Origin of the sequence: Streptomyces sp. FXJ1.172 (assembly GCF_001636945.3) — a bacterium.
GTDB lineage: Bacteria > Actinomycetota > Actinomycetes > Streptomycetales > Streptomycetaceae > Streptomyces.
Map to the genome: position 1 here is coordinate 4819347 of NZ_CP119133.2, position 22370 is coordinate 4841716.

Genomic DNA, 22370 nt, shown 5'->3' on the forward strand with positions numbered 1-22370 from the left:
GTGGCCCGGTACCGGTGATGCGGCGCCCGTCCCGGGCACCCCACGTTTCGCACACGCCACGGTGCGGCGTCCGCACGGAACGGTACTCAGCCCCGGCCGCCGGGCGCAGCCCCGGGTACGGGCCGAACCCCGTGGTCCTCGCCACGCCATCGGCGCCGGAATCCTGCCGTGCCCGCCTCCGCCCGCGCTGTCACGGGCCGTCCGCAGGAGTTTTCCACAGCGGTTGACACCCCACCGCGGCCCGGCACACCATTGATATCGCACGGACCGAACGATCGGTCGGGACAATGTTCACCGCAGAGCCCGAGGTCAGGGGGACCGCAATGGCCACAGCAGCCGCGCAGCGCACGGCCCGTACGGAGCCGGACGGCGCGCCGGACACCGTCGACACGACGGCCTACCAGAACGCCTTCGACACAGCCGTGGCTGCCGACGAGCGCATCGAGCCCCGCGACTGGATGCCCGACGCCTACCGCGCGACCCTGGTCCGGCAGATCGCCCAGCACGCGCACTCCGAGATCATCGGCATGCAGCCGGAGGCCAACTGGATCACCCGCGCCCCCAGCCTGCGCCGCAAGGCGATCCTGATCGCCAAGGTCCAGGACGAGGCCGGCCACGGCCTGTATCTGTACAGCGCGGCCGAGACCCTCGGCACCAGCCGCGAGGAGCTGCTCGACAAGCTGCACAGCGGCCGCCAGAAGTACTCCTCGATCTTCAACTACCCGACCCTGACCTGGGCCGACGTCGGCGCGATCGGCTGGCTGGTGGACGGCGCCGCGATCACCAACCAGGTCCCGCTGTGCCGCTGCTCCTACGGCCCCTACGCCCGCGCCATGGTGCGGATCTGCAAGGAGGAGTCCTTCCACCAGCGCCAGGGCTACGAGCTGCTGCTGGCCCTCAGCAAGGGCACCACGGAGCAGCACGCGATGGCGCAGGACGCGGTGAACCGCTGGTGGTGGCCCTCACTGATGATGTTCGGCCCGCCCGACGACGAGTCCCAGCATTCCGCGCAGTCCATGCAGTGGAAGATCAAACGCCACTCCAACGACGAGCTGCGCCAGCGCTTCGTCGACATCTGCGTCCCCCAGGCCGAGTCCCTGGACCTCACCCTCCCCGACCCGGACCTGCGGTGGAACGAGCAGCGCGGACACCACGACTTCGGCCCGATCGACTGGACGGAGTTCTGGGACGTCCTCAAGGGCAACGGCCCGTGCAACGAACAGCGCATCACCCAGCGCAGGCGCGCCCACGACGAGGGGGCGTGGGTCAGAGAAGCGGCGGCGGCCCACGCAGCCAAGCGCAACCCCGGTACCGGCAGCATCCCCGGCACCGGTGAGACGGCACACCAGACAGGAGCGGAGCGAGCATGAGCACCACCGACTGGCCTCTGTGGGAGGTCTTCGTGCGCTCCCGGCGCGGCCTCTCCCACACCCACGCCGGCAGCCTGCACGCCCCCGACGCCGAGCTGGCCCTGCGCAACGCCCGCGACCTCTACACCCGGCGTGGCGAGGGCGTCTCGATCTGGGTCGTCCCGGCCGCCGCGATCACCGCCTCCTCCCCGGACGAGAAGGACCCGTTCTTCGAACCGGCCGCCGACAAGCCCTACCGGCACCCGACCTTCTACGACATCCCGGAAGGGGTGAAGCACCTGTGACCGCCACCGGCCCCGCCACCGTCCCGGTGACCGCCGCACTCGCCCTCGGCGACGACGCCCTGGTGCTCTCCCACCGGCTGGGGGAGTGGGCCGGCCACGCCCCCGTCCTGGAGGAGGAGGTCGCCCTCGCCAACATCGCCCTCGATCTGCTCGGCCAGGCCCGGGTGCTGCTGTCGATGGCAGGCGACGAGGACGAACTGGCCTATCTGCGCGAGGAGCGCTCCTTCCGCAACCTCCAGCTGGTCGAGCAGCCCAACCGCGACTTCGCCCACACCATCGCCCGCCAGCTGTACTTCTCCACCTACCAGCAGCTTCTCTACGCCGAACTGGCAGCCGGCGACGGCCCGTTCGCGCCCCTGGCCGCAAAAGCGGTGAAGGAGGTCGCCTACCACCGCGACCACGCCGAGCAGTGGACCCTGCGCCTCGGCGACGGCACGGAGCTGAGCCACGAGCGGATGCACCGCGCCTGCGAGGCACTGTGGAAGTTCACCGGTGAGATGTTCCAGCCGGTGGAGGGCCTGGACGCCGACTGGTCGCTCCTGGAGGAGCGCTGGCAGCAGTCCGTCGAAGACGTCCTCCGCCGTGCCACCCTGCCTCTCCCCGAAGGACCGCGTACCGGCGCCTGGTCGGCGGGCGCCGGCCGCCAGGGCCTGCACACCGAGCCCTTCGGCCGAATGCTCGCCGAGATGCAGCATCTGCACCGCAGCCACCCGGGGGCGACATGGTGACCGCCACCACCCTGGAGGCGGAGCTGCTGGAGCTGGCCGGCGCGGTGCCCGATCCCGAACTGCCCGTGCTCACCCTGCGGGAGCTGGGCGTGCTGCGTGCGGTGCACGTCCAGGGCACCGACACGGTCGAGGTCGACCTGACCCCCACCTACACCGGCTGCCCCGCCATCGAGGCGATGTCCCTCGACATCGAACGGGTCCTGCGCGCCCACGGCATGCGCGAGGTCACGGTCCGCACGGTCCTCGCACCCGCCTGGTCGACCGACGACATCACTCCCGAAGGCCGCCGCAAGCTCCAGGAGTTCGGCATAGCTCCCCCGCGCGTGCACGACGGCTCCGGACCCGTTCCACTGCCCCTCGGCCCGACCCGCACGCTCACGACGGACAACGCCGCTGACCAGGACCCCGTCCACTGCCCGCACTGCGGATCCGCCGACACCGAGCTGCTGAGCAGATTCTCCTCCACAGCCTGCAAGGCGCTGCGCCGCTGCCTGGCCTGCCGTGAACCGTTCGACCACTTCAAGGAGCTGTGATGGCACGCTTCCACCCGCTCCAGGTGGCCTCGGTCGACCGGGTCACCGACGACTCCGTCTCCCTCACCTTCACCGTCCCGCCCGCACTGCGCGAGGAGTACCGGCACTCACCCGGCCAGCACCTGGCGCTGCGCCGCAGAGTCGACGGCAGGGAGATCCGGCGCACGTACTCGATCTGCTCCCCGGCCCCCGATCCGGCCGGCCCGGGCCCGAGCGCCCTGCGGGTCGGCGTACGGATGGTGGAGGGCGGCGCCTTCTCCGCCTACGCGCTGAAGGAGATCAACGTCGGCGACGTGCTGGAGGTGATGACCCCGGCCGGCCGCTTCACCCTGGACCCGGCGCCGGGGCTGTACGCGGCGATCGTCGGCGGCAGCGGCATCACCCCCGTGCTGTCCATCGTCTCCACGCTGCTGGCCCGCGAACCGGCTGCCCGGTTCTGCCTGATACGCGGTGACCGTACGGCCGCCTCGACGATGTTCCTGGAGGAGGTCGCCGACCTGAAGGACCGCTACCCGCAGCGGCTTCAGCTGGTGACCGTGCTCTCACGGGAGGAACAGCAGGCGGGCCTGCCGTCCGGTCGGCTCGACCGTGAGCGGCTGACCGGACTGCTTCCCGCGCTGCTGCCGGTCGACCGGGTCGCGGGGTGGTTCCTGTGCGGGCCCTACGGGCTGGTGCAGGGCGCGGAGCAGGCGCTGCGCAAGCTGTCCGTGGAACGGTCCCGCATCCACCAGGAGATCTTCCACGTGGACGCGGGTTCGCCCCCGGCCTCCACCGCCCAGGCCCCCGCGCACAGCGCGGTCACCGCCCGGCTCGACGGACGCGGCGGCACCTGGCCGGTGCGCGACGGCGAGACGCTGCTGGAGACGGTCCTGCGCAACCGCCCCGACGCGCCCTACGCCTGCAAGGGCGGAGTGTGCGGCACGTGCCGGGCCTTCCTGGTCTCCGGCGAGGTCCGCATGGACCGCAACTTCGCGCTGGAGACGGAGGAGACGGAGGCCGGGTACGTGCTGGCCTGCCAGTCGCATCCGCTGACGGAGCAGGTGGAGCTGGACTTCGACCGCTGAGGGCTGCACGGGGGTCGAATCAAGGGTGGGGAGGGAGGGGGAGGGGGGAGGGGGAGGGCCCCCAAGAACACCGATGCTTCATCCCTCTGCCTCTCCGCCCCTCCACCTCGACACCTCTCCACCGCTTCGCCCCTCCGGCACTCCGCCCCTCCGGCACTCCACCACTCCACGCCATTCCCTTCTCCTAGAACATGTTCTATCTTGACGGTCCGTCAGATCACTGTGACCCGCCGGAAGGACAGGCCGTGGACTTCACCTTCACTGAGGAGCAGCGGGCGGCGGCCGAGGCGGCGCGCGGGGTGTTCGCGGGCGTCGCTCCGGACGCGGTGCCCAGCCCGGCGCTCACCACCGGCGCCGTCGCCGAGGGCTTCGACCGGGAGCTGTGGGCCCGGCTGGCCGAGGCGGACCTGCTGAGTCTGCTGCTCGACGAGGCGCACGGCGGCTCCGGCCTGGACGCGATCGCGCTGTGTCTGGTGCTGCGCGAGTCCGCCCAGGTGCTCGCCCGGGTGCCGTTGCTGGAGCACAGCGCGGCGGCAGCGGCCGTGCAGGCTTACGGCGGGCCGGAGTTGACGGGCCGTGTGCTGGCGCGGGCGGGGCAGGGCGAGCTGGTGCTGACCGTCGCGGCGAACGGCCGCAGTGGCCACGACCCGGCCGAACTGGCCGTCGGCGCACGGCTGGACGGCTCTGCGTGGGTGCTGGACGGGGTGCAGACGGCGGTGCCGTGGGCGTATGACGCGGACCTCGTCGTCGTGCCGGCGCATCTGGAGGGGACGGCCGACGAACGGAGCATGCTCGCACTGGTGCCGCGCGAGCGGGACGGGGTGGTCCTCGCCGAGCAGGTGTCCACCAGCGGCGAGCGGCTGGCCGAGCTGCGGCTGACGTCCGTACGGGTCGACGCGGGCGAGGTCATCGAGGCCGAGGGTGCCTGGGGGTGGCTGCACGCGCTGCTCGCCACCGGCACCTGTGCGCTGGCGCTCGGACTGGGCGAGCGGGTGCTGAGGATGACCGCCGACTACACCGGCAAGCGGGAGCAGTTCGGGTATCCGCTCGCGACCTTCCAGTCGGTGGCCGTGCAGGCCGCGGACCGGTACATCGACCTGCGCGCCATGGAGGCCACCCTCTGGCAGGCGGCCTGGCGGATCGCCTCGGGGGCACCGGGGCCGCTGCCCGCCGCGGGGGATGTCGCGGTGGCGAAGATCTGGGCGTCCGAGGGGGTGCGCCGCGTGGTGCAGACGGCACAGCATCTGCACGGCGGGTTCGGTGCCGACACGGACTATCCGCTGCACCGCTATCACGCCTGGGCCAAGCACCTGGAGCTGGCGCTCGGTCCGGCGGCTGCGTACGAGGAGCGGCTGGGGGATCTGCTGGCCGCCCATCCGCTGGGCTGAGCGGCGTGCCCCGGCGAGGGAGCTAGTGCCCCGGCACTAGAGGACGAAGCCGGGCTGGCCGTCGTCCGTGATCACCGGGCGGCCCGCGGCCTGCCAGATCTGCATGCCGCCGTCGACGTTCACGGCGTCGATGCCCTGCTGGACCAGATACATGGTGACCTGCGCCGAGCGGCCGCCGGAGCGGCAGATGACGTGGACGCGGCCGTCCTGCGGGGCGGCCTCGGTCAGCTCGCCGTAGCGGGCCACGAACTCGCTGATGGGGATGTGCAGTGCTCCCTCGGCGTGGCCGGCCTGCCACTCGTCGTCCTCGCGGACGTCCAGCAGGAAGTCGCTGTCCTTGAGGTCCGTGACCTCGACCGTGGGCACACCAGCTCCAGAACTCATGTCCCCGACGCTACCCGAAAGGCCGGCGGAAGCCCGCGCCTGGGAGGCGGGGCTCAGCCCTGTCCCAGCAGGGCGGCCAGCTCCGCCTCGCGCTGGGCGATGTCGGCGCGCAGCCTGCCGGCGATCTCCTCGAGGAGCCCGTCCGGGTCGTCCGGGGCGAGCCGGAGCATGCCGGCGATCGCGCCGTCCTCCAGTTCCCGGGCGACGAGGCTGAGCAGTTCCTTGCGCTGGGCGAGCCATTCGAGGCGGGCGTACAGCTCCTCGGCGGGGCTCGGCTGCCGCTCGGGCGGTACGGGGCCGGCCGCCCACTCCTCGGCCAGTTCCCTGAGCAGGGTCTCGTCGCCGCGGGCGTAGGCGGCGTTGACGCGGGTGAGGAATTCCTCACGCCGCTTCTGCTCCTCTTCTTCCTGAGCGAGGTCGGGGTGGGCCTTGCGGGCCAGCTCGCGGTAGAGCCTGCGGGCCTCCTCGCTGGGCCGGACCCGCTCCGGGGGCCGTACGGCCTGTTCGGTGAGCATGGCGGTGGCTTCCGGGAACAGGCCGTGGCCGTCCATCCAGCCGTGCAGCAGTTCCTCCACGCCGGGAATCGGCAGAACCCGGGCGCGGGCCTCCTCGGCGCGCCGGATGTCCTCCGGGTCGCCGGTGCGGGCGGCCTTGGCCTCGGCGATCTCGGCGTCCAGCTCCTCGATGCGGGCGTAGAGCGGGCCGAGTCTCTGCTCGTGCAGGCGGGAGAAGTTCTCGACCTCGACGCGGAAGGTCTCCACGGCGATCTCGTACTCGATCAAGGCCTGCTCGGCGGTCCGTACGGCCTGCTCGAGCCGCTCCTCGGGCCGCGGCGCCTGGGACTCATCGGCTTCCGGGGTCGTCACGCCGACCAGGGTAGGCGATGGGGAATTCCGCTGTAGGGCTACCGGTCGTCTTCCGGGCGCGGGTCCGTTGTGGCCCGCCGCGTCCATTGTGGCTGGTCACTTCCATTGCGGCTGGCCGCACCCGCGCGGCGGAGCCGCAGGCCGACGGCCGGGACGCACGCCCACGGCGGAGCCACACACCGACGGCCGGGACGCAGGCCGATGGTGGAGCCGCACGCCGATTGGCTGGGACGCAGGCCGATAGCCGGGACGCACGCCCACGGCGAAGCCACACGCCGACAGCCGGGACGCACGCCGACGGCGGAACCGCACGCCGACAGCCGGGACGCAGGCCGGCGTGTGGCCCGGCCTGCGTCCCGGCCGTCGGTACCGCTATGCGCCCCCTGCGGGGCGCTACACCCCCGACTCGGCCGGGATCCGGCCCGCCCGCACAGCCGTCACCAGCTCCGCGTGGTCCGCCTCCGTGCGGTCGGCGTAGGCGATGGCGAACGCGGCTATCGCCTCGTCCAGTTCCGTGTTCTTGCCGCAGTAGCCGGCGATCAGCCGTGGGTCGGCGCTGTGGGAGTGGGCGCGGGCCAGCAGGGCGCCGGTCATGCGGCCGTAGTCGTCGATCTGGTCGGCGGCGAGCGCGGCGGGGTCGACGCTGCCCTTGCGGTTGCGGAACTGGCGCACCTGGAAGGGGCGCCCGTCGACGGTCGTCCAGCCGAGCAGGATGTCGCTGACGACCTGCATGTGTTTCTGTCCGAGGACGACCCGGCGTCCCTCGTGCTCCACGGCCGGTGTCTCGAAGCCGGCTGTGGCCAGGTGCGGGACGAGTGCGGAGGGGCGGGCCTCCTTCACCTGGAGCACGAGCGGCTGATCGCGGTGGTCGAGGAGCAGCACGACGTAGGACCGGGTGCCGACGCTGCCGGTGCCGACCACCCGGAAGGCCACGTCGTGCACGGCGTGCCGGGCGAGCAGTGGGTGCCGGTCCTCGCTGAGGGTGTGGACGTAGGTCGCCAGGGAGGCGGCGACCGCCGCGGCCTCCGCGTCGGGGATCCGGCGCAGCACGGGGGCCGCGTCCATGAACCGCCGTCCGCCGTCCTCGGCCGCCTCGGTCGACTTGGCCGCGAACCGGCCGCTCGTGTTGGCCCGGGCCTTTTCCGAGACTCGTTGCAGGGTGCCGAGCAGATCGTGGGCGTCGGTGTGGGAGACCAGTTCCTCGTCGGCGATGGCGTTCCATGCCTCGAGCACCGGCAGTCTGGCCAGCAGTCGCATGGTGCGCCGGTAGGCGCCGACGGCGTCCTGTGCCGCGGCCCGGCAGGTTTTCTCGTCGGCGCCGGCCTCACGTCCGGCGAGGACCAGGGAGGCGGCGAGTCGCTTCAGGTCCCATTCCCAGGGGCCGTGGACGGTCTCGTCGAAGTCGTTGAGGTCGATGACGAGGTCGCCGCGGGGGTCGCCGTAGAGGCCGAAGTTGGCCGCGTGCGCGTCTCCGCATATCTGGGTACCGATCCTGGTCATGGGTGTGCGAGCCAGGTCGTAAGCCATGAGTCCGGCGGAGCCGCGCAGGAAGGCGAACGGGGTGGCCGCCATCCGTCCCACGCGGATGGGGGTCAGCTCCGGGATCCGGCCGGCGTTGGAGGCAATGACCGCGCTGACGGCGTCGGGGCGGGCGGCGTCCACGTCGAGGGTGCGATGCACGTCACGTGGCACGCTCGTCCGCAGCGCCTTGCCTTCCGCCTTGGGCGAGCCCTGTCGCGGCCACTCGGCGAATCCGCGTACCCGGGGCAGTCGGCCGCTCCCCCGCTCCGCCGCGGCCGCCATCGCGGCCGGCACCGCGGCCGGCACCGCCTGTGCCGCCACGCCTGCCGCCATTTCCGCACCGGTTCCGGTCACCGCGACCGCCTCCCCCGAACAACGAGCACCGAGCAACGAACGATCAACGATCAACGAACATTGGACGCCGAGCACCGAACATCGAACGCCGAGCACGAAGCACCGCTCACCACGCACCGTGCGCCGTGCGCCGAACTGGCGTCCGCACGAACATCAACTCGTGCAGACCGTACAGCCGGTGGCCGTCACGCGTCAGACCCTGTGGATAACTCCCTGTGGGCAGGCACACCCTGCAGTGGGCGCCGGGACGAGAGCTTGGCGAGAGCTTCCTCACACGAGAATCACGGGAGGAGCACGGGAGTACTGCGAAAGGCAGTCGTACATACGACTACGGGCCCATCGTTTTCACGATGGGCCCGTAGCCTCTGTGTGCGCGAGGGGGGAGTTGAACCCCCACGCCCTTGCGGGCACTGGAACCTGAATCCAGCGCGTCTGCCTATTCCGCCACCCGCGCATTGGGTGTGTCTTCCGGTCCTTCCCTTTCGGGCTGGCCCCTTCCGACACCCAGAACATTAGCACGTCGTACGGGGTGGGTTCACATCCCTTCCCGGCGCCCCGGCCCGCACCCGGCCGCCTCACCTGCCGGTGTCCGTGCCCGCGTTGCGGGCGTCGGCGCACGTATCGAGGAGACACGGTTCACGTATCAACCTCGTACCGGTCCCGGCCGTCTGCCCAGGAGGCGGACCGGGTCCACAGCCGGGTGCGGGACACTGGTCTTCACTCGCCTCTACGATCCATGGCAGGAACCGGCTGATCGCCCGACGCGTAGATACGATCAGTGAGCAGAGCGAGCAGTACGCGGTAGGACAGAGCAAGGCAACGCAAACGGCAGGGACGGAGGAGGTGCCCCATGGGAGTCCTGAAGAAGTTCGAGCAGCGTCTCGAAGGTCTGGTGAACGGCACCTTCGCCAAGGTCTTCAAGTCCGAGGTCCAGCCCGTGGAGATCGCCGGCGCACTCCAGCGCGAGTGCGACAACAACGCGACGATCTGGAACCGCGACCGGACCGTCGTACCCAACGACTTCATCGTGGAGCTGAGCGCGCCCGACTACGAGCGCCTGAGCCCCTACTCCGGGCAGCTGGGCGACGAGCTGGCCGGCATGGTGCGCGACTACGCGAAGCAGCAGCGCTACACGTTCATGGGCCCGATCAAGGTCAACCTGGAGAAGGCCGACGACCTCGATACCGGTCTGTACCGGGTGCGCAGCCGCACCCTCGCCTCCTCCAGCAGCCAGCAGGCGCCTCAGGCGCCGCAGGCTGCCGGCGGCTACGGCGGTGGCCAGCCGGCCATGCCGGCCGGTGCGCCGCCGATGCCGTCCGCGCCGCCGCCCGGCGCCCGCGAAGGCGGATACGGCTACCCGCAGCCCGCCGGCCAGCGGCCGGCGGCCGCTCCCGCGAGCGGCGGGCGCACCCGCTACTGGATCGAGATCAACGGCACCCGCCACCAGATCTCCCGCGCGACGCTGGTGCTGGGCCGCAGCACCGATGCCGACGTGCGGATCGACGACCCCGGCGTCTCGCGCCGGCACTGTGAGATCCGGACCGGAACGCCCTCGACGATCCAGGACCTCGGCTCCACCAACGGCATCGTGGTGGACGGGCAGCACACCACCCGCGCTACGCTCCGCGACGGCTCGCGGATCGTCGTGGGCAGCACCACCGTTATCTATAGGCAAGCCGAAGGGTGAAGCGGGGGCATGTCAGAGCTGACCCTCACGGTCATGCGGCTGGGTTTCCTGGCCGTACTGTGGCTGTTCGTGATCGTGGCCGTGCAGGTCATCCGGAGCGACCTGTTCGGTACGCGCGTCACCCAGCGCGGATCGCGTAGGGAGGCCGGGCGCCAGCAGCAGGCCTCCCGGCAGCAGGCCGCCGCCGCGCCCCCGCCGCAGCGCGCTCAGCAGCGTGCGCAGCAGAGCGGCGGCCGGCGCGGGCGCAACGCCCCTTCCAAGCTGGTGGTGACGGAAGGCACACTGACCGGCACCACGGTCGCCCTGCAGGGCCAGACGATCACGCTGGGCAGGGCGCACGACTCCACGATCGTGCTGGACGACGACTACGCCTCCAGCCGCCATGCCAGGATCTACCCGGACCGCGACGGCCAGTGGATCGTCGAGGACCTGGGCTCCACCAACGGCACCTACCTGGACCGGTCCCGGCTGACGACCCCCACACCGATCTCGCTGGGCGCGCCGATCCGCATCGGCAAGACCGTCATCGAGCTGCGGAAGTAGTGCTACATCATGAGTGAGCGCGAGCGGAGCGAGCACGCAGCGGCAGGCCGCCACCCGGCCGCCGGCGCGCTCCCGACCGGAGGGTGGGCAGTGTGGCTCGACACGACCGGCTGTACCCGGAACCGACGGGCGAGGTGGGCATGACTCTGTCCCTGCGCTTTGCCGCCGGATCGCACAAAGGCATGATCCGGGAGGGCAACGAGGACTCCGGTTACGCCGGTCCGCGGCTGCTCGCGATCGCCGACGGCATGGGCGGTCAGGCAGCCGGCGAGGTCGCGTCCTCGGAGGTCATCTCCACCCTGGTCACGCTCGACGACGACGTGCCCGGCTCCGACATCCTCACTTCCCTCGGCGTCGCCGTGCAGCGCGCCAACGACCAGCTGCGCGCCATGGTCGAGGAGGACCCCCAGCTCGAGGGCATGGGCACCACGCTGACCGCGCTGCTGTGGACCGGGCAGCGGCTCGGGCTGGTGCACGTCGGCGACTCACGCGCCTATCTGCTGCGTGACGGAGTTCTCACGCAGATCACCCAGGACCACACGTGGGTGCAGCGGCTCGTGGACGAGGGCCGGATCACCGAGGAGGAGGCCACCACGCATCCGCAGCGCTCGCTGCTGATGCGCGCCCTCGGCAGCAGCGAGCACGTCGAGCCCGACCTGTCGATCCGCGAGGTGCGGGCCGGTGACCGCTATCTGATCTGCTCCGACGGCCTGTCCGCCGTCGTCTCCCATCAGACGATCGAGGAGACCCTCGCCAGCTATCAGGGCCCGCAGGAGACCGTGCAGGAGCTGATCCAGCTCGCGTTGCGCGGCGGCGGCCCCGACAACATCACGGTGATCGTCGCGGACGTGCTCGACCTGGACACCGGTGACACCATGGCCGGGCAGCTGTCCGACCAGCCGGTCGTGGTCGGTGCCGTCGCCGAGAACCAGCACCACCTGCACGACAACGGCATCATGCAGACCCCGGCCGGCCGCGCCTCCCACCTGGGCCGTCAGGGCCGTGGGCACGGCGGCGGCGGCGAGTTCGGCCCGCCCGGTTCCGGCGACACCACCGGATACGTCCCGGCCGGCAGCTTCGACGACTACGCCGACGGCGACTTCACCAAGCCGGGCGGCGGCCGCAAGTGGCTGAAGAGGTCCCTCTACAGCGCCCTCGCCCTCGCCGTGGTCGGCGGCGGCCTGTACGGCGGCTACCAGTGGACGCAGACGCAGTACTACGTCGGCGCCCAGGGCGAGCACGTGGCGCTGTACCGCGGCATCAGCCAGGACCTGGCCTGGGTGTCGCTGTCGAAGGTGGAGAAGGACCACCCCGAGATCGAACTCAAGTACCTGCCGCCGTACCAGCAGAAGCAGGTCAAGAACACGATCGCGGCGGGCGGTCTGGCACAGGCCCAGGAGAAGATCCAGACGCTGTCGGTGCAGGCCTCCGCCTGCAGGAAGCAGGCGGAGCGCGCGGCCGCGCAGAGCGCGGACGAGAAGAACACCAAGGACCGGATCAAGGCCTCGGGCGCCACGGGAACCACTCCCAGCGCCTTCACGTCCAAGGCATCACCGACGCCGAACCCATCGGCGTCCCGGACGTCCCCGAACTCGCCCTCGAAGTCTCCGTCCGCGACCGCCACTCCCAACCCCGGCCCGAGCCTCTCCGAGGATGAGCAGAAGGTCGTCGATCAGTGCGGCAAGCAGTAGCCCAGCCGCGAGAGGCCCTGTCACACGATGAGCAGTACGACTAACTCGCCGACGCATCACACGTCCACGATCGGCGCGATCGGCGCGCCGAGCCGCCGCAACACCGAGCTGGCCCTGCTGGTCTTCGCCGTGGCCATCCCGGTGTTCGCCTACGCCAACGTGGGCCTGGCCATCGACGACCGGGTCCCCGCCGGCCTGCTGAGCTATGGCCTCGGCCTGGGTCTGCTGGCCGGGGTCGCCCATCTCGCCGTACGGAAGTTCGCGCCGTACGCCGACCCGCTGCTGCTGCCGCTGGCCACCCTGCTCAACGGGCTCGGCCTGGTCTGCATCTGGCGCCTGGACCAGTCGAAGCTGCTCCAGCAGATCCATGTCGCGGGCGGCAAGGCGACCAACCAGCTGCTCTACACGGCGATGGGCATCGCGCTGTTCGTCGTGGTGCTGGTCCTCCTCAAGGACCACCGCACGCTCCAGCGCTACACCTACATCTCCATGGTCGGCGCGCTGGTGCTGCTGCTCCTGCCGCTCGTCCCGGGCCTCGGCCTGAACGTGTACGGCGCGAAGATCTGGATCCACGTCGGCAGCTTCTCCATCCAGCCCGGTGAGTTCGCCAAGATCGTCCTCGCGATCTTCTTCGCCGGTTATCTGATGGTGAAGCGGGACGCGCTCGCGCTCGCCAGCCGCCGCTTCATGGGGCTCTACCTGCCGCGCGGCCGTGACCTCGGGCCGATCCTCGTCGTCTGGGCGATGTCGGTCCTCATCCTGGTCTTCGAGACCGACCTCGGTACGTCGCTGCTGTTCTTCGGCATGTTCGTGATCATGCTGTACGTCGCCACCGAGCGGACCAGCTGGATCGTCTTCGGTCTGCTGATGTCGGCGGTCGGCGCCGTCGGTGTGGCGAGCGTCGAGCCGCACGTGCAGCAGCGTGTCCAGGCCTGGCTCGACCCGATGAAGGAGTTCAAGCTCAGCCGCCAGGGCGTGGCGGGCCACTCCGAGCAGGCGATGCAGGCCCTGTGGGCGTTCGGTTCCGGCGGCACCCTGGGCACCGGCTGGGGCCAGGGCCACTCCGAGCTGATCCGGTTCGCGGCCAACTCCGACTTCATCCTCGCCACCTTCGGCGAGGAGCTGGGCCTGGCCGGCATCATGGCGGTCCTGCTGATCTACGGCCTGATCGCGGAGCGCGGTGTGCGCACCGCGCTCGCCGCCCGCGACCCGTTCGGCAAGCTGCTGGCCATCGGCCTGTCCGGCGCCTTCGCGCTGCAGGTGTTCGTCGTGGCCGGCGGTGTGATGGGTCTCATCCCGCTGACGGGTATGACCATGCCGTTCCTCGCGTACGGCGGTTCCTCCGTGATCGCGAACTGGGCGCTCATCGGCATCCTGATCCGGATCAGTGACACCGCACGCCGCCCGGCGCCCGCCCCCGCCGCCAACCCCGACGCCGAGATGACCCAGGTGGTCCGCCCGTCATGAACAAACCCCTGCGCCGGATCGCGATCTTCTGCGGCCTCCTCGTGCTGGCCCTGCTGCTCCGCGACAACTGGCTCCAGTACGTCAAGGCCGACTCCCTGCGCACCGCGCCGGACAACCGCCGGGTCGCCATCGAGCGCTACGCCTCCCCGCGTGGCGACATCATCGTCGACGGCAACCCGATAACCGGCTCCGTCGAGGCCAAGAGCGGCGACTTCAAGTACAAGCGCACCTACAAGGACGGGCCCATGTGGGCCCCGGTGACCGGTTACTCCTCGCAGGCCTTCGACAGCAGCCAGCTGGAGAAGATCGACGACGGCATCCTCAGCGGCACCGACGACCGGCTCTTCTTCCGCAACACCCTCGACATGATCACGGGCAAGCAGAAGCAGGGCGGCAACGTCGTCACCACGCTGAACGCGGCCGCGCAGAAGGCGGCGTTCAACGGTCTGAAGGCGCAAGGGGGCAAGGGCGCTGTCGTGGCCCTGGAGCCGTCCACCGGCAAGATCCTGGCGCTGGCCTCGTACCCGTCGTACGACCCGTCGTCCTTCGCGGGCAGCTCCATCGACGTGGACTCCAAGAACTGGACCAAGCTCCAGAAGAACAACGACCCGGCCGACCCGATGCTGAACCGGGCGCTGCGCGAGACCTACCCGCCCGGCTCCACGTTCAAGGTGGTCACCGCGGCGGCCGCGCTGGAGAACGGGCTGTACACCTCGGCCGACACCGCGACGAACTCGCCGCTGCCGTGGATCATGCCGGGCACGACCACCCCGCTGAAGAACGAGGGCAACATCCCCTGCAAGAACGCCACGTTGCGGGCCGCCCTGCAGTACTCCTGCAACTCGGTCTTCGGCAAGATCGGTTCCGATCTGGGCAACGCCAAGATGCTGGCGGAGGCAAAGAAGTTCGGCTTCGACTCCCCGCAGGACACGCCGGTCCGCGCCTACCCCTCGGTGTTCTCCGACGGCATGAACCAGTCGCAGACCGCGCTGTCCTCCATCGGCCAGTACAACACCGCCGCCACCCCGCTGCAGATGGCCATGATCGCCTCCGCGGTCGCCAACGACGGCAAGCTGATGAAGCCGTACATGGTGGACAAGCTCCAGTCGTCCAACCTGGACACGCTCACGCAGACCCAGCCGGAGGAGCTGAGCCGCCCGCTGTCCTCGCAGAACGCGCAGATCCTGCAGTCGATGATGCAGACGGTGGTCGAGAAGGGCACCGGTACGAACGCGAAGATCGACGGCGTCACCGTCGGCGGCAAGACCGGTACCGCGCAGCACGGCGTGGCGAACAGCGCGAACCCCTACGCCTGGTTCATCTCCTTCGCCAAGATGCCCGACGGCAGCTCGCCGGTGGCGGTGGCCGTGGTCATCGAGGACGGCAGCGCCAACCGCGACGACATCTCCGGTGGCGGTCTGGCCGCACCGATCGCCAAGAGCGTCATGCAGGCGGTCATCAACTCCAAGAAGTGACCACACCTGCCCCAGAGGGTGAGGCCCGTCACATCACCTTCACATCGTTGCACGTTGCGATACCGGTCCTGTATCGGGTTACGGGCTTGGCCAGGTCACACAAAGCGAGCCGGGTACGGTAGGCCCGGACGGCAGCCTCCGGCCGCGCACGAGCGTGTGCGGCCGAGACCGACGGAGAGGGCTGGTAGGTAGCTATGGAAGAGCCGCGTCGCCTCGGCGGCCGGTACGAACTGGGCCAGGTGCTCGGTCGTGGTGGCATGGCGGAGGTCTACCTCGCGCATGACACCCGCCTGGGCCGCACCGTGGCAGTGAAGACCCTGCGCGCCGACCTGGCACGCGACCCTTCCTTCCAGGCCCGGTTCCGCCGGGAGGCCCAGTCGGCCGCCTCGCTCAACCATCCCGCGATCGTCGCGGTCTACGACACGGGCGAGGACTACATCGACGGGGTCTCGATCCCGTACATCGTGATGGAGTACGTCGACGGCTCCACCCTCCGTGAGCTTCTTCACTCCGGCCGCAAGCTGCTGCCCGAGCGCGCCATGGAGATGACCATCGGCATCCTCCAGGGCCTGGAGTACGCCCACCGCAACGGCATCGTCCACCGCGACATCAAGCCGGCCAACGTCATGCTGACGCGCAACGGCCAGGTCAAGGTCATGGACTTCGGCATCGCCCGCGCCATGGGCGACTCCGGCATGACCATGACCCAGACGGCGGCGGTCATCGGCACGGCCCAGTACCTCTCGCCGGAGCAGGCGAAGGGCGAGCAGGTCGACGCCCGTTCGGACCTGTACTCGACCGGTTGCCTCCTCTACGAGCTGCTGACGGTACGGCCGCCCTTCGTGGGCGACTCCCCGGTGGCCGTGGCCTACCAGCACGTACGGGAGGAGCCGCAGTCCCCGTCGGTGTTCGACCCCGAGATCACGCCGGAGATGGACGCCATCGTCCTGAAGGCACTGGTCAAGGACCCGAACTACCGCTACCAGTCGGCCGACGAGATGCGCGCCGACATCGAGGCCTGCCTGGACGGCCAGCCGGTCGGGGCGACGGCCGCCCTGGGCGCGGTCGGCTACGGCGGCTACCCCGACGACCAGCCGACGACCGCGCTGCGGCCGGAGCAGGGCGGCGCCGCGGCGACCACCATGCTCCCGCCGATGAACCCCGACGACGGCGGCTACGGCTACGACGAGCGCCCCGACCGCCGCAGCCGGCAGCAGAAGAAGTCCAGCACCTCCACGATCCTCCTGGTGGTCGCGGGCGTGCTGATCCTGATCGGCGCGATCCTGATCGGCAAGTGGGCGTTCAGCGGGAGCAGCGGGAACCAGTCCTTCGACGCCCCGAACTTCGTCGACCACACCTACGCCGAAGCCCAGAAGATGGCGGTGAACTCCGACCTGAAACTGGCCGCGCCCACCCGCAAGCCCTGTGACAACGAGCCGAAGGGCTCGGTCTGCTCCCAGGACCCGGCGGCGGGCTCGCAGGTGAAGAAGGGCGACACGATCACGCTGGTGGTCTCCACGGGGGCACCGAAGGTGGCGGTTCCCAGCGTCCTCGGCAAGACCTTCGACGACGCCAAGGCACTGCTGGAGGGCGACCAGTACAAGTTCAACGTCGTGCGGAAGGACCAGGTCTCCTCCGAGCAGGCGGGCACGGTCCTGGACCAGGACCCGAAGCTGGGCCAGGAGGTCCAGAAGGGCTCCACGATCACCCTCACCGTCGCCAAGGCGGAGGAGAAGGTGACCATCCCCGGTGACCTCGTCGGCAAGTCCTGTGACGACGCGAAGAACGAGCTGACGCAGCTGGGCCTGTCGCCGAGCTGCAACGACTCCCCGACCACCGACCAGACCCAGGACGGCAAGGTCATCTCGACCAACCCGGGGGCGAACGAGCAGGTCGTCAAGAACACCAACGTGGTGATCAACGTCGGCAAGTTCCAGGGCGGCCAGCAGCAGGGCCAGGTGCCGAACGTCGTCACCCAGACCCTGAAGCAGGCCCAGCAGACCCTGCAGCAGAGCGGGTTCACGCAGATCCAGGTCAGCGGCCCGACCGACGACAAGGCACGGGTCATCAGCCAGACCCCGCCGCAGGGCACCCAGGCCGACCCGCGCAACACCCAGATCGTCCTGACCACCCTGGACGTCGGCGGTGGCGGCAACAACGGCGGTAACAACGGCGGCATCTTCGGCGGCAACAACGGCTGACGCCGGCCACGGCCCCGACGGAAAAGGGCCCCGGAGCAAAGCGCTCCGGGGCCTTTTCCCTGCCTCTTTCCGTGCCTCTTCAGCCCCGCAGCTCCGCCGGCAGCGTCCGCTCGCTGTCCACCTTCTCCACCCGCACCAGCTCGCCCCACACCACGTACCGGTACTCCGAGGTGAACACCGGCGTGCAGGTCGTCAGCGTGATGTAGTGGCCCGGCTTGTTCCTGCCGGACTCCTCCGGGACCTGGGAGATGACCTTGACGTTGTACTTCGAGGTCTCGGGGAGGATCGAGTAGACCTTGTAGACGTACCAGTCGTCCCGCGTCTCGAAGACGATCGGGTCGCCCTTCTTCAGCTTGTCGATGTTGTGGAACTTCGCGCCGTGGCCGTCGCGGTGGGCGGCGAGGGTGAAGTTGCCGTCCTTGCCGGTCATCGGCAACGCGGCCTTGACCGGATCGGTGTAGTAGCCGGCCACGCCGTCGTTGAGGACGTCCGTGCCCGTGCCCTTCTCGACCAGCACTTCGAGGTGCTTCATCGCCGGCACGTGCAGGAAGCCGATGCCGTCCTTGGTGTCCAGGGCGCCGGGACCGGAGTCCTTCTCCTGCGCCCAGTGCTGGCGGACCTTGTCGGCCTCCTTGTTCGCCTTGCGGTCCGCTATCACGTTCGTCCACCACAGCGAGTAGACGACGAACAGGGCGAGCAACAGACCCGCCGTGATGAGGAGTTCACCGAAGACGCTGACCGCCTTCGCGATCCGCCCGGGTCGCCGGCCGCGCCCCGCGGGCTGCGGCTCGGACGCGTCCGTGAGTTCATCGGTGCCGTCGGCGGTCGCTGCCACTGTTGTCCTCTGCCCCTACTCGCTGAGCCCTGTTCGATATGCGCTGCTCGCTGAGCCCTACTCGATGAGCGCGTCCGGCTTGCCCTCGCTGCGCGGGCGTTCCTGGACCATCTTGCCCCAGACGATCAACCGGTACTTGCTGGTGAACTCCGGCGTGCAGGTGGTGAGGGTGATGTAGCGGCCGGGCTGCGTGAACCCGGAACCCTTCGGGATCGGGTCCAGCACGCTGGTGTTGGACGGCTTGGTCACCGGAAGCGTCGACGTCACCTTGTACACGTAGTAGGTGTCCTGCGTCTCGACCACGACCGCGTCGCCGGGCTTGAGCTTGTTGATGTACCGGAACGGTTCGCCATGGGTGTTGCGGTGCGCCGCCAGACCGAAGTTGCCGGTCTTGGCGTCGGGCATCGCCGTCTTCAGCGGCGCCTCGCCGTAGTGCCCGACCATGCCCTTGTCGAGCACCTTCGCGTTGCTGACGCCCTCCGCGATCGGCGCCACCACGTCCAGCGCGGGGATGTGCAGGATGGCGAAGCCCTGCCCCGGCGCGAAGACGCCCGGGTTGCGCTTGCCGCTGGCCCAGTCGTCCTGGAGCTGATGCGTCTCGCTGCCCGCCTGCGCGTGGGCGCGGACGTTGGTCCACCACAGCTGGTAGGTGACGAACAGCAGCATCAGGACGCCGGTGGTGATGAACACCTCGCCGATGGCCCGGCTCGCGACGACGGACGGGGACGGCTTGCGCAGCCGCGCCTGCCGCCGGGCCTCCACCCGGGACAGCGGCCGGCCGGATTCCGGTGCCGTGGCGGGCGCGGTCTCCCGGCTCCCGCTGTGCCGTCCGCCGCCACGGCGCTTGGCGGCCTTTCTGCGGGCCGCACGGCCGCCGAGCGCGGGTTGGGGCGAGGAGGAGGCCGAAGAGCCCGCAGAGGCGCGTACGGGCTCGCTCTGCGGTCCCTGTGCCGGATCGGGGACCCGCAGCGCCATCGTCTCGTCGTCCGACGACGGCCGGTACGACCCCTCGTACGGCTCTTCGTATGGCGTTTCGTACGGCGTTTCGTAGGCGGGCTGGGTGCTCGCCGTGTCCCACTGCCCGAGCGCACCGGAGGCCTCGTACGACTGATCCCCGTACGAGGCATCGGTCTTGCGCTCCGGGCGCAGCGCGGTCACGCCGTGGCCCTGCCCACCACCGGGGCAAGCCCCGCCGACCTCGCCACGGCACCCTGGTCGCCGCACTCCACCAGCCAGTTGGCCAGCATCCGGTGCCCGTGCTCGGTCAGCACCGACTCGGGGTGGAACTGCACGCCCTCGACCCGCAGTTCACGGTGGCGCAGGCCCATGATGATGCCGTCGTGGGTGCGGGCGGTCACCTCCAGCTCGGCCGGGACCGTGGCCGGCTCGGCGGCCAGCGAGTGGTAGCGGGTCGCGGTGAAGGGCGAGGGCAGGCCCGCGAAGACGCCCTTGCCCCCGTGCTCGACCAGCGAGGTCTTGCCGTGCAGCAGCTCGGGCGCCCGGTCCACCACACCGCCGTACGCCACCTGCATCGACTGCATGCCGAGGCAGACGCCGAAGACGGGGACGCCGGTGGCCGCGCAGTGGCGGACCATCTCCACGCAGACCCCGGCCTGCTCGGGCGTCCCCGGGCCCGGCGAGAGCAGGACGCCGTCGAAACCGTCCTGGGCGTGCGAGGTCGACACCTCGTCGTTGCGCAGCACCTCGCACTCGGCACCGAGCTGGTACAGGTACTGGACGAGGTTGAAGACGAAGCTGTCGTAGTTGTCGACGACGAGAATCCGCGCGCTCACTGGTTGTTCACCGTCACATCGTTGAAGGGCAGCAGCGGTTCGGCCCAGGGGAAGACGTACTGGAAGAGGATGTAGATCACGGCCAGGATCAGGACGAGGGAGATCAGCGCCCTCACCCACGCGTTTCCCGGCAGATGCCGCCAGATCCAGCCGTACATGCCGTTCCTTCCGTATCCCCACGGCACCTGACTCACGCCGTACGCCACCAGACTAACGGCGCAGAGCCTCCGGTTCGCCTGCCTCCACAGGCTGGGTGGAATCCAGGTGCGCCCAGACGATCAGCCGGTGGCTGTGCCCCCATTCCGGATCGCACGTGGTCAGCGTCAGATACCTGCCCGGGCGCGGGTACCCCGACTTACGTGGCACAGGGTCGATCACCTCGACGTCCGTCGGCACGGTTTTGTAGGGCCCTTTGTCGATCCGATACGTGAACCAGGTCGTCCCGTCCGTGAGCACCACCGCGTCACCCGGCCGCAGCTGCGGGAAGTCCAGGAAGGGGTCGCCGTAGGTGCGCCGGTGACCGGCCACCGCGAAGTTGCCCTCCTGGCCGAGCCGGGCGGTGCCCTGGTAGTGGGCGAGCCCCTTGGCCAGCACGTCCCGGCCGGTGCCCTCCAGGACGGGCTTGTTCCACGTGAAACCGAACCGCGGGATGTACATGATCGCGAAGGCCTTGCCGTAGTGGTACGGCGCCGGTTCCGTCACGGTCACCGTCTTCTCGCCCGGGGTGGCGGCGGCCGGCTGCACACTCCCCTTCGACCACTGCCGGTGCAGCTGGTCGATCTGGTCGCTCATGGCGCCGTCGGCCCGTACTCCCGTCCAGAACAGCACGTAGACGACGAAGAGGACGATCAGGCCGCCGACGGTGATGCACAGTTCGCTGAAGGTCCTGACGATCACACGCACCGGCGCCTCCGGGACGGATGGCTACTGCACGGGCTTGGCGTAGTGCAGATCCACTGTGCCCGAGTAGCCGGGAAGAGTCACCGTCCCGTCGTCGGTGACTTTCCAGCCGAGGCCGTACACGTTGACGTACACCATGTAGGTCTGGATCGCCTTGCTCGCCGCGAGCGCCTGCTGGAGCTTTCCGGCGTCCCCGATCGCCGTGATCTTGTACGGCGGGGAGTAGACGCGGCCCTGGAGGATCAGGGTGTTGCCGACGCAGCGCACGGCGCTGGTGGAGATCAGCCGCTGGTCCATGACCTTGATGCCCTGGGCACCGCCCTGCCACAGGGCGTTCACCACGGCCTGCAGGTCCTGCTGGTGGATGACCAGGTAGTCGGGCTGGGGCTCGGGATAGCCGGGGAGCTTGGCGGTGGCATTGGGCGGGGCGTCGTTGAGGGTGACGGTGAGGCCGTGGCCGGTCAGCGGCTGGGTGCCGGCGCTGTGCTCCAGCCCGCTGAGCTTGCGGTCCTGCGCCTTGCTGCTGCCGCCGTCGCTCTTGGCGAGGGACTCCACGCCCGCACGCAGGGCCGCGTTGGACTCGTCCAGGTCCTTGTTCTTGCGGCTGCGCTGCTGGATCAGGTCGGACAGCTTCAGCAGGGAGCCGTCCTGCCGGATGTCGGTGCCCTTGGCCGTGTTGAAGCTGGTGAAGAAGATCAGCCCGGCGAGGGCGAAGACGGCGGCGGTGAGCACCCGCACCGGGCGCAGGCGGGCGCGCGGGCCGGAGCCCGTTGATTGCGTCCCGGGGGAGTCGGCAGAATTGCTCAACGGACCCTTATCTCCTTCAGCGCCTCGGAAGCACTACGCTAACGGACGCCCGGGGGAGCACACAGAGTCGTCATGTTGGCCCCTTGTACGCTGCCCCGAGCCCCGAACCGGTTTACCTGCGCGGCCACGCAGCGCATCGACAGGAGAGACCCTCGTGCCGAAGTCACGTATCCGCAAGAAGGCCGACTTCACGCCGCCGCCGGCGAAGCAGGCGCAGGCGATCAAGCTGACCAGCCACGGCTGGGTCGCGCCCGTCATGCTGGCCATGTTCGTCATCGGCCTGGCCTGGATCGTGGTCTTCTATGTGACCGACGGCTCCCTGCCCATCCATGCGCTGAAGAACTGGAACATCGTGGTCGGCTTCGGCTTCATCGCCGCCGGCTTCGGCGTCTCCACGCAGTGGAAGTAGCTCTCCCCAGGGCTATCCACTGAGTTATCCACAGCTGTTTTCCACAGTGGGGAAAAAGAAAGACGATCTG

General features: G+C 69.9%; 22 protein-coding genes and 1 tRNA gene. 13 read left to right on the forward strand and 10 right to left on the reverse strand.

Going from position 1 to position 22370, the window contains the following annotated elements:
- Positions 1–323 precede the first annotated feature (323 nt).
- From paaA to A6P39_RS21455, 6 genes are all read left to right on the forward strand, one after another.
- Positions 324–1370 carry a 1,2-phenylacetyl-CoA epoxidase subunit PaaA gene (paaA, locus tag A6P39_RS21430; protein WP_067056937.1) on the forward strand — a complete coding sequence of 349 codons (1047 nt, stop codon included), beginning with the start codon at positions 324–326 and terminating at the stop codon, positions 1368–1370.
- Positions 1367–1654 carry a 1,2-phenylacetyl-CoA epoxidase subunit PaaB gene (paaB, locus tag A6P39_RS21435; RefSeq protein ID WP_030640248.1) on the forward strand — a complete coding sequence of 96 codons (288 nt, stop codon included), beginning with the start codon at positions 1367–1369 and terminating at the stop codon, positions 1652–1654. The genes paaA and paaB overlap by 4 nt, the downstream gene beginning before the upstream one ends.
- A complete protein-coding gene (paaC, locus tag A6P39_RS21440) occupies positions 1651–2382 on the forward strand; it encodes a 1,2-phenylacetyl-CoA epoxidase subunit PaaC (protein ID WP_067056934.1) in 732 nt (243 codons plus the stop codon). Before paaB ends, paaC begins: the two co-directional genes overlap by 4 nt.
- Entirely contained in the window at positions 2376–2915 is a 540-nt protein-coding gene (gene paaD / locus A6P39_RS21445) for a 1,2-phenylacetyl-CoA epoxidase subunit PaaD (RefSeq protein ID WP_067056932.1), read from the forward strand. Before paaC ends, paaD begins: the two co-directional genes overlap by 7 nt.
- Positions 2915–3979 (forward strand): 2Fe-2S iron-sulfur cluster-binding protein, encoded by a 1065-nt coding sequence (locus tag A6P39_RS21450; protein WP_067056929.1) that lies wholly within the window; start codon positions 2915–2917, stop codon positions 3977–3979. The genes paaD and A6P39_RS21450 overlap by 1 nt, the downstream gene beginning before the upstream one ends.
- 245 nt (positions 3980–4224) lie before the next feature.
- Positions 4225–5367, forward strand: coding sequence for an acyl-CoA dehydrogenase family protein (locus A6P39_RS21455; RefSeq protein WP_067056926.1), 1143 nt, complete (start codon positions 4225–4227; stop codon positions 5365–5367).
- 36 nt (positions 5368–5403) lie between these two features.
- Here A6P39_RS21455 and A6P39_RS21460 read toward each other — a convergent pair whose 3' ends face one another.
- From A6P39_RS21460 to A6P39_RS21475, 4 genes are all read right to left on the reverse strand, one after another.
- Complete coding sequence (locus A6P39_RS21460; RefSeq protein WP_067056923.1) at positions 5404–5733, reverse strand: rhodanese-like domain-containing protein; 330 nt, start codon at positions 5731–5733, stop codon at positions 5404–5406.
- A 71-nt stretch (positions 5734–5804) separates the two neighbouring features.
- On the reverse strand, positions 5805–6617 hold the full coding sequence (locus tag A6P39_RS21465; RefSeq protein ID WP_067056921.1) for a hypothetical protein: 813 nt from the start codon (positions 6615–6617) through the stop codon (positions 5805–5807).
- A gap of 393 nt (positions 6618–7010) precedes the next feature.
- A complete protein-coding gene (locus A6P39_RS21470) occupies positions 7011–8420 on the reverse strand; it encodes a DUF2252 domain-containing protein (protein WP_067057235.1) in 1410 nt (469 codons plus the stop codon).
- 442 nt (positions 8421–8862) lie between these two features.
- Positions 8863–8946 (reverse strand) — tRNA-Leu (locus A6P39_RS21475).
- Positions 8947–9342: 396 nt separating this feature from the next.
- On the opposite strand from A6P39_RS21475, the gene A6P39_RS21480 reads away from it, so the two are divergent.
- From A6P39_RS21480 to pknB, 6 genes are all read left to right on the forward strand, one after another.
- Positions 9343–10179 carry an FhaA domain-containing protein gene (locus A6P39_RS21480; protein WP_067056918.1) on the forward strand — a complete coding sequence of 279 codons (837 nt, stop codon included), beginning with the start codon at positions 9343–9345 and terminating at the stop codon, positions 10177–10179.
- Positions 10180–10188: 9 nt separating this feature from the next.
- The gene (locus tag A6P39_RS21485; protein WP_067056915.1) at positions 10189–10722 is read left to right on the forward strand and encodes an FHA domain-containing protein FhaB/FipA; all 534 of its coding nucleotides are present in this window, start codon (positions 10189–10191) and stop codon (positions 10720–10722) included.
- Between the two features lie 140 nt (positions 10723–10862).
- Positions 10863–12413, forward strand: a complete 1551-nt coding sequence (locus tag A6P39_RS21490) for a Stp1/IreP family PP2C-type Ser/Thr phosphatase (protein WP_199841066.1) — start codon at positions 10863–10865, stop codon at positions 12411–12413.
- Between the two features lie 27 nt (positions 12414–12440).
- Positions 12441–13880: an FtsW/RodA/SpoVE family cell cycle protein gene (locus A6P39_RS21495; protein ID WP_067056912.1), complete on the forward strand. Its 1440-nt coding sequence runs from the start codon at positions 12441–12443 to the stop codon at positions 13878–13880.
- Entirely contained in the window at positions 13877–15355 is a 1479-nt protein-coding gene (locus A6P39_RS21500) for a peptidoglycan D,D-transpeptidase FtsI family protein (RefSeq protein ID WP_067056909.1), read from the forward strand. Before A6P39_RS21495 ends, A6P39_RS21500 begins: the two co-directional genes overlap by 4 nt.
- Positions 15356–15549: 194 nt before the next feature.
- Entirely contained in the window at positions 15550–17556 is a 2007-nt protein-coding gene (gene pknB, locus A6P39_RS21505) for a Stk1 family PASTA domain-containing Ser/Thr kinase (RefSeq protein WP_067056907.1), read from the forward strand.
- A gap of 79 nt (positions 17557–17635) precedes the next feature.
- Here pknB and A6P39_RS21510 read toward each other — a convergent pair whose 3' ends face one another.
- Genes A6P39_RS21510 through A6P39_RS21535 form a run of 6 tightly spaced genes read right to left on the reverse strand, consistent with a single transcriptional unit; the run spans position 17636 to position 21891 of the window.
- On the reverse strand, positions 17636–18391 hold the full coding sequence (locus A6P39_RS21510) for a class E sortase (RefSeq protein ID WP_067056904.1): 756 nt from the start codon (positions 18389–18391) through the stop codon (positions 17636–17638).
- Between the two features lie 57 nt (positions 18392–18448).
- Positions 18449–19549 carry a class E sortase gene (locus A6P39_RS21515; RefSeq protein ID WP_067056901.1) on the reverse strand — a complete coding sequence of 367 codons (1101 nt, stop codon included), beginning with the start codon at positions 19547–19549 and terminating at the stop codon, positions 18449–18451.
- Positions 19546–20184, reverse strand: coding sequence for an aminodeoxychorismate/anthranilate synthase component II (locus A6P39_RS21520; RefSeq protein ID WP_067056898.1), 639 nt, complete (start codon positions 20182–20184; stop codon positions 19546–19548). The genes A6P39_RS21515 and A6P39_RS21520 overlap by 4 nt, the downstream gene beginning before the upstream one ends.
- On the reverse strand, positions 20181–20342 hold the full coding sequence (locus tag A6P39_RS21525) for a hypothetical protein (RefSeq protein WP_199841059.1): 162 nt from the start codon (positions 20340–20342) through the stop codon (positions 20181–20183). Before A6P39_RS21525 ends, A6P39_RS21520 begins: the two co-directional genes overlap by 4 nt.
- 52 nt (positions 20343–20394) lie before the next feature.
- Positions 20395–21087, reverse strand: a complete 693-nt coding sequence (locus A6P39_RS21530) for a class E sortase (protein WP_067056895.1) — start codon at positions 21085–21087, stop codon at positions 20395–20397.
- Between the two features lie 21 nt (positions 21088–21108).
- On the reverse strand, positions 21109–21891 hold the full coding sequence (locus A6P39_RS21535) for a DUF881 domain-containing protein (protein WP_067056892.1): 783 nt from the start codon (positions 21889–21891) through the stop codon (positions 21109–21111).
- Positions 21892–22045: 154 nt separating this feature from the next.
- On the opposite strand from A6P39_RS21535, the gene crgA reads away from it, so the two are divergent.
- On the forward strand, positions 22046–22300 hold the full coding sequence (gene crgA / locus A6P39_RS21540) for a cell division protein CrgA (protein WP_067056889.1): 255 nt from the start codon (positions 22046–22048) through the stop codon (positions 22298–22300).
- The last annotated feature ends 70 nt before the right edge of the window (positions 22301–22370 follow it).